The 13,559-nt window shown below is 69.5% G+C and carries 8 protein-coding genes; 4 read left to right on the top strand and 4 right to left on the bottom strand.

Annotated features, from left to right (window positions below; genetic code table 11):
- Positions 1-337 precede the first annotated feature (337 nt).
- On the top strand, positions 338-1,756 hold the full coding sequence (locus Q9R33_RS08985; RefSeq protein WP_311293532.1) for a DUF222 domain-containing protein: 1,419 nt from the start codon (positions 338-340) through the stop codon (positions 1,754-1,756).
- A 30-nt stretch (positions 1,757-1,786) separates the two neighbouring features.
- On the opposite strand, the gene Q9R33_RS08980 is transcribed toward Q9R33_RS08985, so the two are convergent.
- Entirely contained in the window at positions 1,787-2,782 is a 996-nt protein-coding gene (locus Q9R33_RS08980; protein ID WP_311293531.1) for an EamA family transporter, read from the bottom strand.
- A gap of 73 nt (positions 2,783-2,855) precedes the next feature.
- On the opposite strand from Q9R33_RS08980, the gene Q9R33_RS08975 reads away from it, so the two are divergent.
- Positions 2,856-3,767: a LysR family transcriptional regulator gene (locus Q9R33_RS08975; RefSeq protein ID WP_311293530.1), complete on the top strand. Its 912-nt coding sequence runs from the start codon at positions 2,856-2,858 to the stop codon at positions 3,765-3,767.
- A gap of 12 nt (positions 3,768-3,779) precedes the next feature.
- Here Q9R33_RS08975 and Q9R33_RS08970 read toward each other — a convergent pair whose 3' ends face one another.
- Both Q9R33_RS08970 and Q9R33_RS08965 read right to left on the bottom strand, forming a co-directional pair.
- Positions 3,780-5,054: an MFS transporter gene (locus Q9R33_RS08970; RefSeq protein WP_311293529.1), complete on the bottom strand. Its 1,275-nt coding sequence runs from the start codon at positions 5,052-5,054 to the stop codon at positions 3,780-3,782.
- 10 nt (positions 5,055-5,064) lie between these two features.
- A complete protein-coding gene (locus Q9R33_RS08965; RefSeq protein ID WP_056365651.1) occupies positions 5,065-5,631 on the bottom strand; it encodes a dihydrofolate reductase family protein in 567 nt (188 codons plus the stop codon).
- A 181-nt stretch (positions 5,632-5,812) separates the two neighbouring features.
- Here Q9R33_RS08965 and Q9R33_RS08960 point away from each other — a divergent pair, with 181 nt between their 5' ends.
- Both Q9R33_RS08960 and Q9R33_RS08955 read left to right on the top strand, forming a co-directional pair.
- Positions 5,813-8,329 carry a transglycosylase domain-containing protein gene (locus Q9R33_RS08960; RefSeq protein ID WP_311293528.1) on the top strand — a complete coding sequence of 839 codons (2,517 nt, stop codon included), beginning with the start codon at positions 5,813-5,815 and terminating at the stop codon, positions 8,327-8,329.
- Between the two features lie 142 nt (positions 8,330-8,471).
- Positions 8,472-11,546, top strand: a complete 3,075-nt coding sequence (locus tag Q9R33_RS08955) for a hypothetical protein (protein ID WP_311293527.1) — start codon at positions 8,472-8,474, stop codon at positions 11,544-11,546.
- Positions 11,547-11,603: 57 nt separating this feature from the next.
- Here Q9R33_RS08955 and dnaB read toward each other — a convergent pair whose 3' ends face one another.
- Positions 11,604-12,977: a replicative DNA helicase gene (dnaB, locus tag Q9R33_RS08950; protein WP_056365645.1), complete on the bottom strand. Its 1,374-nt coding sequence runs from the start codon at positions 12,975-12,977 to the stop codon at positions 11,604-11,606.
- Positions 12,978-13,559: the final 582 nt, after the last annotated feature.

The raw sequence follows: 13,559 nt of genomic DNA, 5'->3' as shown, positions 1-13,559 counted from the left end.
AGGAGGGGGACGGATGCCGCGCCCGCAGGCGACGGAGAGGTGCCGAGTGGCAGCAGCCAGTGTATCGAATCGATTCGGAAGCGCCATCCTCAGCTCGGGCTCTTGCGCAAAACCTCGCGCGCCCCACCCGGGCAGCCCGCCTGGGTGACTCGTATTTTTGTTCGTATTTGAACTTCCTTCTCGTGGTGAGATTGGCTACGATATAGATCAGAGATTCGAAGATCGGGTGGGCCCGTTCAGGGCGTTTGGGGGGAGCGGTTCGGCCGCGGGCAGGTGTTGAGGCATATGCGCGTGACGCGCGGGAATCTCGGCCCACTCCTCCCTGACTGCGAGCCTCATGTCTGCGAATTCCGACCCCGGTGCTGACGGCGTCGCGCCCGAGTTCTTCCGGGTCGTGCGGCTGGTCGATGCGTTCGAGGCGGGGCGGAAGCGTCGATCGATGGACGATGCGGCAGAGATCCGGGTGCTGGCGGATGCTGCGGCCGCGGTCGCCGGGCCGGCCGATGCGACCCCGGAGCGCGCGCGGCGGGCGGAGCTGGACCGGCGTGCGCTGGTCGCCGATCTGGCGACGTCGACCCGGGTGTCGGAATGGACCGTGAACCGGCTGCTGTCGGAGGCCGCCGATCTGTGTGAGCGTTTCGCCGGGGGCGTGGAGGCGCTCGAGCGCGGGGAGATCTCCAGGCCGCACCTCTCGGTGATCCACGACGCCGGCGCCTCGATCGTCGACGACACCGCGCGAGCCGAGTTCGTCGGCCTGGCGCTCGAGCGCGCCGCGAACCTGACACCGGGACGCCTGGCCGCGGTGCTGCGGGTGATCGCCGAACGCTTCTTGGAGCGAACCCTCGAGGAGCGCCACAAAGAAGCAGCCGCCGGGCGTCGCATCGAAGTGGTCGATCTGCCCGACGAGATGGCCGCGCTGACGGCGATCATGCCGGCGACGCTGGCGCACGGCATCGAGGACCGCCTCACGCAGCAGGCCCGCTCGGTCATCACCGCACGGGGCAACGGCGAGAGTGACGGCGACGGCGACGGCGACGGCGACGGCGACGGCGACGGCGAAAGCCTCGACGATCACGTCGAGATCGACGAGCGCACGATGGACCAGCTCCGCGTCGACATCTTCACCGACACCCTGCTCACCGCCGGACCTGAGGACTGCGTCGCCGGCACCGGCCTCCGCGCGATCCGCGCCACCGTCCAGGTCACCATCCCGGTGCTCACCATGACCGGCGCATCCACCGAGCCCGCCCTGCTCGCCGGCTACGGCCCGATCGACCCCGACACCGCCCGGATCCTCGCCGCCGGCGCCGTCGGCTGGGAACGTGTGATGACCTCCCCGGTCACGGGCAGCGTCCTCGCCGTCGACCGCTACCGCCCCGGGCCCGCGCTGAACCGGTTCCTCGCCGCGCGGGACGAGCACTGCCGATTCCCCGGCTGCCGCCGCCCGGTATGGCGGTGCGACGTCGACCACACGATTCCCGCCGCCGAAGGCGGACCCACGCACCACGCGAACCTCGCGCACCTGTGCCGACGCCATCACACCCTGAAGGGCGTCACGGCGTGGTCGGTCGAGCAGGTCTCGCCCGGCGTTCTGATCTGGACCAGCCCGTCAGGGCGAAGGCACACCGACCGCCCCGAGCCGACCGTGAGATTCACCTCCGACGAGACCGCCACACACCTCCGCACGATGATGCGCGAACCCTGGCTCTTCCCTGCTGACGACCGACCCGGATCCCCTGCGGCGCCACCCTTCTGACGCGGATGCCCCAGGTCTCGGCGCGTCTGTTCACCTCACCGACCTGAGCCGACGAGATTCACCCGCTTCCTGTGCGATCGGGCGCGCGTCATCCCCTGCGGACGCGCTTCGCATGGGCTGCCGGCCGACCTCCGTGATCCTGCGCCGGCGAAACGACACTCGACGGCGCAGCCCGGTGACGAGCACACCTCCGACCAGGAGCATGCCGCCGATGATCTCGGCGGGCGTGGGGATCTGGCCGAGCAGCAGCGCGGCCGATGCCATCGCGACCACGGGCGCGAGCAGCACCCACGGCACGACGGCCGCGGAGGGATTGCGAGCCAGCAGGCTGTTCCAGATCGAGTAGCCGATGATCGTGCACAGCACCGCGGTGTAGAGCGTCGACAGCAAGGACTGCCAGCCGAATGCGGCGATGCCCGACGAGATCGCCCCCGGCCCCTCGACGACGAACGACAGCATCAGGGCGGGGACGGGCACCACGAGCGCCGACCACACGGTGAGCGACAGCGACCCGAGCCGCCCGGGCCCGCTGACCACCCCGGCGCGGCGGGAGATCACGTTCCCGATCCCCCACGAGAATGCCGCGGCAAGGGCCAGCGCCACCGCGAGCGCGGGCGCATCGCCACCGCGACCGGCCGCCACGATCGCGAGCCCGACGATGCCGAGTCCGATTCCGGCGATCTGCGGGACAGTCGGGCGCTCGCGCAGCACGGCGGCGGCGATGAGGATGGTGAACACCGCCTGCGCCTGCAGCACCAGGGCGGCGAGCCCCGGCTGCAGCCCGAGTGCCATCGACGTGTACAGGAGCCCGAACTGCCCGAGGCTCATGAACAGCCCCACGCCGATGACCGGGCGCCACGAGGTGCGGGGCCGCGGGACGACGAAGACCGCGAGCGCGACCACCAGGAAACGGATCGCGACGAACAGCAGGGGCGGCACGCCCTTCATCCCCCAGTCGATCACGACGAAGTTGAATCCCCAGAACGATGCGACGGTCGCCGCCAGCACCATGTCGCGTCTCTTCACGACTTCTACTTCACCGCACCAGTGGATGAAGCACCAGCGATGCTTTTCTCATGAATCGATGTAGCGTTGCTTCATGATCGATCTTGAAGCCGTCGTCTCGCTTCGCGCGGTCGCCACGCAGGGCAGCGTGGTCGCCGCGGCGACGAGCCTGGGCTACACCCCGTCGGCGGTGTCTCAGCAGGTCAAGCGACTCGAGCGCGAGACCGGTATCGCCCTCCTCGAACGTGCGGGACGCGGAGTGATCCTCACGGAAGCGGGGACGCGTCTCGTCGTCGCATCGACGCCGATCCTCGCCGACCTCGAACGGCTCCGCGCCGATCTCCAGCTCACCGCGGGGCCGGACGATCAGGTTGTGGGCGAGATCAGGCTCGCCGCGTTCTCGACCGTCGTGCGCGGACTGGTCATCCCGGTCCTCGGCGACCTCGCGGCGCAGCATCCCGATCTCTCCGTGCCCCTGCGTGAGAGCGAGCCGTGGGAGACGATCGCGCTCGTGGCCTCAGGCCAGCGCGACCTCGGCATCGTGCACCGCTGGGGCGGGGTCGCGCTGGCGATGCCCGATCACCTCGTCTCGACACCGCTGTTCACGGACGTCGCCGACGTCATCCTGCATCGTGACCATCCGCTCGCCGGCCGCACGGTGCTGCACCCCGACGAGCTGGCGGGGGAGACGTGGGTCGCGACGTTCGAGGCGACGATCTGCCGCCAGTGGCTGCGTCGGCTCTTCGACGGCGTCCCCAACGCCCCGCGCATCGTGCACGAGTCGATGGAGTTCCAGAACCACCTCGAACTGGCGCGCGCGGGCCGCGCGGTGGCACTGGTGCCCCGGCTCGGCCGCGGCGACCTCGGGCCCGACCTGGTCGCGATCCCGACCGTCGAACCGGCGTCGACGCGCGACGTCCGCGCGGTGCATCGCCGCACTCAGGAGGATTCCCCGGCCCTGCGCGCCACGCTCGACGCGTTCGTGGAGCACGCGCGCTCCCTGTGACCGCGGGGTGGCTCAGGTCGCGGCCACGCGCTCGGAGCGCAGGGGCGAGAACCACGCCAGCAGCGCCGCGATCGCGAAGACCACGGCGACGGCGATGAGCGTCCAGCGGTCGCCGACGAGCGCGATCGCAGCGCCGCCGGCGAACGCGCCGATCGCCGCCGCGGTGCGATTGGCCGAGCGGATGTTCGCATTCACGCGGCCGAGCAGGAGGTCGGGGGTGACCGTCTGTCGCAGGGCCATCTCGTTGGCGTTCTCGACACCGCCCGCGAGCCCGTGGAGCGCGAGCGCGACGAAGAGGAGCGCGGGTCCGGCGGGGACCCAGGCCGCCACCGCGGCGAGCGCCCACGCGATCGGGTACAGCGCCCGCGCCACGACGATCGTCCGGCCGATGCCCAGCCACTCGCCGATCCGGGCCGCGAACGTCGCCCCGACCAGCGCACACGATCCCGCGACCGCGAGCAGCAGGCCGAACGTGAACGCCGTGAACCCGAGCGAGCGCAGCGCCAGCAGCGACAGCACCGTGAGCGCCAGGCCGTTGGCGAAGAACCACACGTGCGTCGACACGGCGAGCGGGCCGAGGGTGCGGTGCGCGTACGCCCACCGGAGGCCCTCGCGGATCTCGCGGCCGAGATGCCGATCGCGCCGCCGCTCACGGGTCTCCTCGACGCGGATGCTCGCGTTCAGCGCGGCGTCCACGATGTAGCTGATCGCGTCGACGAGCAGCGCGATCGGCGCACCGAGCAGCGCCACGAGGCCACCGCCGATGGCCGGACCGAGCGTCTGGGCCGCGGCATCCGTCTGATCCAGTCGCGCGTTCGCGACGACGAGCCGGAAGCGGGGCACGAGCCGGGGGAGGAAGGACTGCGTCGCTGCGAAGCCGAAGACGGAGAACGCGCCGAACAGCAGCAGCAGCACGACGAGCATCCAGATCTCGAGCGCGCCGACGAGCCACAGCACGGGGATCGCACCGAGCGACACGGCCCGCCCCACGCTCGCCCATACGAGGATGGGCCGGCGACGCCAGCGGTCGGTGTACGCACCGGCGAAGAGCCCGAGCACGGCGTACGGCACGAACTGCGCCGCGCCGACGATGCCGACCTCGAACGGCGTCGCGTGCAGCAGCTGCACCACGAGCACCGGCATCGCGACGGCGGTGACCGCGGTGCCGAACGAGCTGATGGCCGCCGCGGTCCAGAAGCGCGCGAACGACGACCGGGGTGCCGGCCCGCGCCCACCCTCCACCGGATCGCTCACGACCGCCGCTCCGGCGAGGTCACCCCCATCCACCACGTCCTCATCATGCCCCGGGCGGGCCGTCGAGCACCGTCGGGACGTACTCGAGCAGCTGGATGCGCCCGTCGAACGTGCGTGCCTCCACCAGATCCAGGCGTACGTCGGGGTAGCCGTCGAAGATCCGGTCCTGTCCGGTTGCGCCCGTGATCACCGGGAACACGCCCACCCGGTAGCGGTCGACGAGCCCCGCCAGAAGCAGCGACCGGCAGAGGGCGACACTGCCGAGCGTGCGCAGGGGGCGGTCGGAGTCCTCCTTCAGCCGCCGGACGAACGCGACCGCATCCTCGCGGACGAGCGTCGTGTTCTCCCACGCGAGAGGCTCCTCGAGCGTGGACGAGAAGACGTACTTCTGAATGCCGCCGAGCATGTCGGTGCCCTCCTCGCCGCCGGCGGTGAGCTCCGACATGAGGCGGTACGTCGTCGCCCCCATGAGAAGCGGATCGTCCTTGTCAGGCGACTCGGCGAGCCAGCCCAGGTACTCGGGACCTTCCATCCCCCAGAAACCCGGCCACCCCTCCGCGGCGCCGTAGCCGTCGAGCGAGATGATGAAGTCGACCGTCACGGTCTGCACGGGACTCTCCTTCGTGTCCGGTTCTCGCCGCGTTCTGCGGGAGTTCTTTTCTCGAGCGGATGCCTCGACCCGAGCCTATGCGCCGCCTCCACGCGACGACACCCCCGCGTCGCGCACCGAACCCATCGCGGAATCGGGGGCGGTCTGACATGATTTCTCCCACCGCAGATTGGAAGCTTTCGTGAAGCAGCCATCAGAGGGTTCTTCACCGGTCGCGCCGATACCCCGCTACCGGCGCACGTTCGCGGGGGTTGTCGGGGGCCTCGTCGGTCTGCTCTCGCTCAGCGTCATCGCGGGGGTGCTGGTGGTCGCGCCGCTCGCGCCGGCCATCGCGATCGGCGGGCACGCGGCCAGCAGCGCGGTGTCGCTGTTCGACAACATGCCGAGCTACCTCGAGATCGACCGCCTCATGCTGCCGACGACGATCTACGCCCGTGACCCGTCGACCGGGCAGGACGTCGAACTGACGTCGTTCTACGACCAGAACCGCGAGCCCGTCGCGTTCGACCAGGTGTCGCTCGTCATGTACGACGCGATCCTCGCCTCCGAGGACCCCCGGTACTACGAGCACGGCGGGGTCGACATCATGGGCACCACCCGCGCCCTGATCAAGAACGCGCAGGGCGGTCAGACGCAGGGTGGTTCCTCGATCAGTCAGCAGTACGTGAAGAACGTGCTGGTCCAGCGCTGCGAACGCGACGCCGAGACGGTGTTCGAGACGAACGAGGCGGGTGAGACGGTCGTCGACGAGAACGGCGCCGCCGTCGTGAAGATGACTCGCGACCAGGTGCTGCAGCAGTGCTGGCTCGACGCCACGCAGGCGGACGGCACAGCGGGCTACGAACGCAAGCTGCAGGAGATCCGCTACGCCGTGCAGCTCGAGCAGAAGTACTCGAAGAACGACATCCTGCTGGGCTATCTCAACATCGCCAACTTCGGCGGCACGACCTACGGCATCGAGGCGGCCGCCCGCTACTACTTCAGCACCACGGCCGCCCAGCTCACACTGACACAGGCGGCGACCCTCGCCGGCATCGTGCAGAACCCCAACACGTTCCGGATCGACCGCGCACAGGGCTCGATCTTCGGGGGCGACGGCACCAGGTACAACAAGGCCGCCGACGGCTCGGTGGACGACGTGACCCCCGGCACCCTGGCGGGCCTGGACACCCTCCTCGCCGACGGCGCGATCACGCCGGAGCAGTACCTCGCGGCCGGAGACGCCTACAGTGCCACCAAGGGGCGGCAGCTCTACGTGCTCGACCGGATGCGCGAGGACGGCCGCATCACCGCCGATCAGTACGTCGCCGCGGCGATCGAGCCGATCACCCCCGCGCTGCAGCTGCCGCCCACCCGGTGCGGATCCAGCGCGGCCCCGTTCTTCTGCCAGTACGTGGTGAACACCGTGCAATCGGACCCGGACTACGCGAGCGCGTTCGGCGCGACGCCGGAGGACCGGCAGAAGTCGCTGACACGCGAGGGCCTGAACATCTACACGACGCTGGACTGGAACCTGCAGAACGCGTCGCAGGACGCCATGCACCGCTACGCGCCCGAGACCGTGGCGGGAATGTCGTTCGGGTCGGCCTCGGTGAGCATCGAGGTCAACACGGGGCGCATCCTCGCGATCAGTCAGAACAACCGGTTCACGGAGGACCGCGACCTCGCCCTCACCGACCCGGTGTACAGCTCGCTCGTCTACGCCGGCGACATGATGCACGGGGTCTCGACGGGATTCCCGACCGGATCGACCTTCAAGCTGTTCACCCTCGTCGACTGGCTCGAGACCGGGCACACGTTGTCCGACACCGTCAACGGCACGTTGCGGGCCATCCCTCGTCTTCGCGACCGCTGCGCGGGCACCTGGGTCAATCGCGAGAACCACGTCGTGCGCAACTTCGGCGGCGCCCCCGGCTACGTGGGAACGCCGATGCAGTTCACGGCGCAGTCCCTCAACAGCGGCTTCCTCGGCATGGCGGAGCAGCTCGACATGTGCGACATCGAGAACGTCGCAGCCCGCATGGGCGTCGCCCGCGGCGACGGCGACCCCGTGGACCTCGACGGCTCTTCTTCGATCATCGGGACCAACAACATCGCCCCCGTCGCGATGGCGGGGGCGTTCGCGACCGTCGCGAACAACGGCGTCTACTGCATGCCGCGCGTGATCGAGCGCGTGGTCAACGCCGACGGCACCGAGCTTCCGGTCCCGGGCAACCGGTGCACCCAGGCCATCAGTCCCGAGGTGGCGGCGGCCACCGCGTTCGCACTGCAGGGCGTCATGCGTCCGGGCGGCACCGGGTCGGGCGGCAACCCCAACGACGGCACGCCGGTGCTGGGCAAGACCGGAACGCACGAGAACATCCAGACGTGGCTGGTCGAGTCGAGCACGCGGGTGACGACCGCCGTGTGGGTCGGGAACACGACCGGCTACGGCGACGTGTTCCGGTCCTTCCACAACGGCCGCGCACTGTCGACGATCCGCTTGCCGATGACCCGCGACATCCAGGCGGCCGCCAACCAGCTCTACGGGGGCGGTGGCTTCGCCGCGCCACCCGCCGACCTGGTGCGCCGCGCCGCGCCACCGCCGCGCCCGGGTCCCGCACCCGCTCCCGGTCCGGACCAGCCGCCCGACGGCAACGGGAACGGCAACGGGAACGGCAACGGCAACGGCAACGGCAACGGGAACGGGAACGACTGAGCACGGGCAGGGCCGGTGCGCGTGCGCGGACCTTCGGCCGCAGCATCCGTTCTCCCGATCGTGTATCTGGCGAGCACCGTCGCGACTCTCGGTACCTCGGAACATCCGTTTCGCACGTCCGTTTCCTTGGGGAGGAAAGCCCATGTCTCGAACCGCCGGCCGACGCCGCAGCTTCACGAAGCTCGCAGCCGGCCTGACCGCGACCGCGGCGCTCACCGTGACGACACTCGTCGTCAGTGCGCTGCCCGCCGCCGCGTTCAAGCCGTACACCCACAACGCCACCGCCGAGAACGCCTACGACGACGTCACCGACGACGGGAAGGTGACCATCGAGGGCACCGAGTACACCGTCCGCGGCGACATCGTCACGGCCCTGCGCAACCAGCCGGCCGCGTACAACGCGGGCGTGATCGGTCCCGACGGGTTCCCCGACCTGGCCTACGGGCAGTCGGCGATCCACCCCGACGAGACCGGCAAGTGGCTGCAGCACGTCATGACCGAGGCGTGGGACGCGCAGGACGACGCCGGCCGCAGCGCCGCCGAGAAGCAGCAGATCCTCGCGTTCGCGTACGGCTTCATGACGCATGCCGCCGGCGACATGTGGGCGCACACGCTGATCAATCAGGTCGCGGAGGGCGTCTTCCCCGGCGTCGGCGAGATCCTCGACCTCGAGGACCCGACCGCGCTGGAGATCGCCCTGCGCCACGTGATCGCCGAGGGCTACGTCGGCGATGCGACGGCGGGCTTCGACGGCAACTCGCTGCGTTCGCAGGTCGCGGGCGAGACCGACGAGACCGGACCCGAGTACAGCAACGACTCCACACCGGCGTTCGAGTACTCGGCGCCGACCGCGTGGATCTACGACACCCTCGTCGACCCGAACAACCCGCTGCCGGTCGGCACGTGCGGCGACGGTGTCGACGACGACGGCGACGGGACGGCGGATGATGGATGCCCCGGCCTGGCGTACACCGTGGGCGACGAGCCCGAGCCGAACCGAGGCCCGCTCATCGACTACTTCATCGACCTCAAGGCCACGCTGCAGGTCGAGCGCGCGGCGATGCAGAAGGACCTCGACTACGAGGACTGCAACATCGTCGACTGGGACTGCTACGAAGTGGTCGAGAACGTCACGGTCGACACGGTGCGCGGCGTGACCGTCACACCGGTCACCGTGCAGGAATGCCGGGCGGAGTACTTCTGCGTCACGAGCCCGATCGACGAGGCCGACGACGCCATCGTCAACCCCGCGATCATCGCCTACCTCGACGCCTGGATCGCCGACATCGAGCGGGGCCTGCGGCACTGGCCCGAACTCGGTGAGGCGCTCTCTAAGACGCTCTTCGACGCCGGCACGTTCCGCGATGCGCAGAACTTCCTCTGCGACGGCGACGCCGAAGAAGGCGAGACCGACGAGGTGCTCGACACCGACCGCGCGAAGTGCGAGGACGGCATCGGCATCTTCCAGGTGGCCGGCTACACGCTCGGCGGTCTGAACGACAGCGACAAGCCCGGCTTCATCAACGAGTACCTGCTGTCGATGCTCGGGGCTCCCGACTTCGTCGGCGAGGTCGTCGAGGAGGGCGGCGCGGTCTTCCTGTGGCTGCAGGATCTGCTGCAGTCGATCATGCCCGACATCGACTTCCTCGATCCGCTCGTCGCCGACGCCAAGGAGCTCGTCCTCGAGCTCGCCTCGGAGGCGCTCGGCTTCGACGTCGAGCTGCTGTCGGACTTCCTCAAGAGTCCGACGCACTGGATGGAGGTCGGCTCGGCCGACATCGACGTGCCCTTCTCCGACGACGACGTGCACGTGGACCTGTTCGACGACGGCGACCGCGAGTACCTCGACGCCGTCATGGGTCTCGTCGACCCGCTGGTCGGCGACCAGGTCGAGCTGCCGGACGGCACGGTGGTGCCGTCGTCCCGCCTGAAGGACAGCGCCGAGTGGACGCTCGAGGACTTCGAGCCCGCGTACGACGCCGTGCAGATGTCGAAGCTGCTCCTCCTGGACGCGAACGGCCTCAACCAGGTCATCGCCGACCACCGCAGCCCCGGCCTTCTGCCGAGCGTGTCGACGGCGATCTACACGGATCCCGCGGGTCGCCCCGCGAACGTCATGATCGACGGGCTCGACGGGCAGCCGTGGCTGCGGAGCATCGACTCCGACCATTCCTGGCGCGCCGACCGGCTGCCGGTCTTCGACTCGCCCGACCCGGGCCACAGCTCGGAGGACGAACCCCAGTACGCCGGCACCGGCCAGATGCCGCTGTGGGAGTCGTGCGTCGCGCGCTCGACCTTCCGCGACGTGTTCCGCGACTGGGAGAACGGCGCCTGGTACCTGCCGGGGAAGAACTTCCCCGACCACGGCGACGCCCCGAGCGCGCCGGCGTGGATCGCCGGGTCGCTCGGCGCGGACTTCCAGATCACCGGTGACGAAGCCGTCGTCTCAGGCGTGCAGTGGGTGGGCGTGGACCACACGTTCACCGTCACCGCCGCCGACGACTCCTTCACACCGGAGTCGCTGACGACGGCGTACGCCGTCCACCCCGCCGGCTCCGAGCCGACGTGGACGACGGTCAACGGTGCGGTCGCCGAGTTCGCCCTTCCGGCGGACGCCGACGAGAACCTGGAGTGGGTCATCGAGTGGACGGCGTCGAGCGAGTGCGAGACGGTCACCGGAAGCCAGACGGTCCGCGTCGACCGCACGGCGCCGGTCGTCGACCTGAGTCAGCCGGCGGCCACCGGCTACGACACCGACGACTTCGCGAGCGTGCAGTACACGATCACGGATTCGCTGAGCGGGGTCGAGTCGCAGTCCGTGACGTTCGATGGCACCGAGGTGCCGACGGGCCACGTGCTCGACATGTTCACGCTCGACACCGGTGCGCACACGGCGGTGGCGACGGCGACCGACTTCGTCGGCAACACCGGCACGGCCACCCGGACGTTCACGCTGCTGGCCACGACCGAGTCGCTCAGCAACAACCTCACCCGGGCCGTCGCCGAGAAGCTCGTGACAGACCCCAAGGTCGAGAAGGGTCTGCGCGACAAGCTCGACGCGGCGCTCAAGAGCCACGCGACGGGCAAGCACCCGACCGAGGTGAACCAGCTCGGCGCAGTCGTGCAGCAGCTGGAGGGTCAGCGCGGCAAGGGCGTGAATGCGGTGTTCGCACAGCGCATGATCGGCTGGACGAACGATCTGATCGCCGTCCACTGACCCGGTGAGACACCGAGGCGGCCGGTCGGGACTTCCCGGCCGGCCGCTTCCACGCGTCTACCCGAAGTCGCCCGGGGCCATGTCGGTGAAGCGCGAGAAGTGGCCCTGGAAGGCGACGGTGATCGTGTCGGTGGGGCCGTTGCGGTGCTTCGCGACGATGAGGTCGGCCTCGCCGGCGCGCGGCGAGTCCTTCTCGTAGGCGGCCTCGCGGTGCAGGAGCACCACCATGTCGGCGTCCTGCTCGATCGAGCCCGACTCGCGGAGGTCGCTCAGCGCCGGCTTCTTGTCGGCGCGCTGCTCGGCACCACGGTTCAGCTGCGACAGCGCGATGACCGGCACGCCCAGCTCCTTCGCGAGCAGCTTGAGGGCCCGCGAGAACTCGGAGACCTCCTGCTGACGCGACTCGACGCGCTTGCCCGAGGTCATCAGCTGCAGGTAGTCGATGACGACGAGCTTGAGGCCCGCACGCTGCTTGAGCCGGCGGCACTTCGCGCGGATCTCGACGAGCGTCATGTTGGGGCTGTCGTCGATGTACAGCGGCGCGTCGTTGATGCGGCCGCGGGTCGCGGCGACGGTGGTCCAGTCGCGCGAGTCGAGCGTGCCCTTGCGCATCGACTGCAGGGGGATCGCACCCTCGGCACTGAGCAGGCGCATCGCGATCTCGCTGCGCCCCATCTCGAGCGAGAAGAAGATCGTCGGCATGTTGGCCTTGATCGCCGCCGAACGTGCGAAGTCGAGCGCGAGCGTCGACTTACCCATCGCGGGTCGCGCCGCGATGATGATCATCTGACCCGGGTGCAGACCGTTGGTCAGCGCGTCGAGACCCGAGAAGCCGGTCGGGATGCCGGTCATCTGGCCGTCGCGACCGCGCGCGGCCTCGATCTCTTCCACCGCGGCATCCACCGCGATCGTGAGCGGGACGTAGTCCTCTGCCTGCTCCGCGCCGGTCACCGAGTAGATCTCGGCCTGCGCGTTGTTGACGAGGTCGAGCGCCTCACCCTGACCCGAGTACCCCATCTGCACGATGCGGGTGCCGGCGTCGACGAGGCGGCGCAGCAGCGCACGCTCCGACACGATCGAGGCGTAGTAGCCGGCGTTCGCGGCGGTCGGCACGATCGAGGTGAGCGTGTGCAGGTAGTCGGCGCCGCCGGCGCGCTGCAGCTCGCCCGTCTTGATGAGCTCGTCGGTGACGGCGACGACGTCCGTCGGCTCACCGTGCGAATACAGGGTGAGGATCGCCTCGAAGATCAGCTCGTGCTTGGGCACGTAGAAGTCGGTGCCGCGCAGCGTCTCGATGACGTCGGCGACGGCGTCCTTCGACAGCAGCATTCCGCCCAGTGCGCTCTGCTCGGCGAGCAGATCGTGCGGGGGAGTGCGCTCGAAGTCGCGAGGGCCCCCCATGCGCTCTTCGGAGATGTCGGCGATCGACATAGGCTGCGAGTCCTCCCTACCGTTGTTCACATCATCCGAGCTCTCTCGGCGGTACCGGGACGGCTCGCCGAGTCGGCGCGCCTGAGCACGAGCGACCAGCGAGATGCCACGGCATCTCGCCCCCCGCTTGATTCCGCCGTGCGATCGCGGCCACCGTCGCGTCACCTGACCCAGCACGGAGGCGCGACGCCCGAATGGGCCGCACCCCACGCTAAGGATGGCCCCCGACAGTCGCAACACACCCTGTGGATAACTTTGTGGAGAGTGGGGGAGAAACGCCGTAGCTCCTGTGAACAACCCCTGTGGAGAACCCACCGTCCTTCTGGGGGTTATGTCGCCGAAATCGCCGCTGACCAGGGCCTGCCCAATCCACAGCCTGTGGAGAGAGATGTGGTTGAAGTCCGGGTTGAAGGTTTACTCGCGAACACTGTCCTGTGCACAATCGCCCGCAGCCCCCGCTGTCTCCGGATGCTGCCCCGAGACAAAGGGACTTACCGTCCAAACGGGTCTGGACAGACCGAATCGGCGAGGAGTACTCTCGGGGGTCCAGGCACCCTCACGCACGATCCATCCGGAACGTGC

This window comes from Microbacterium sp. PRC9 (assembly GCF_031844125.1).
Lineage (GTDB): Bacteria > Actinomycetota > Actinomycetes > Actinomycetales > Microbacteriaceae > Microbacterium.
The sequence above is the reverse complement of the archived record's forward strand: the minus strand, read 5'-3'. Positions and strand labels throughout refer to the sequence as shown.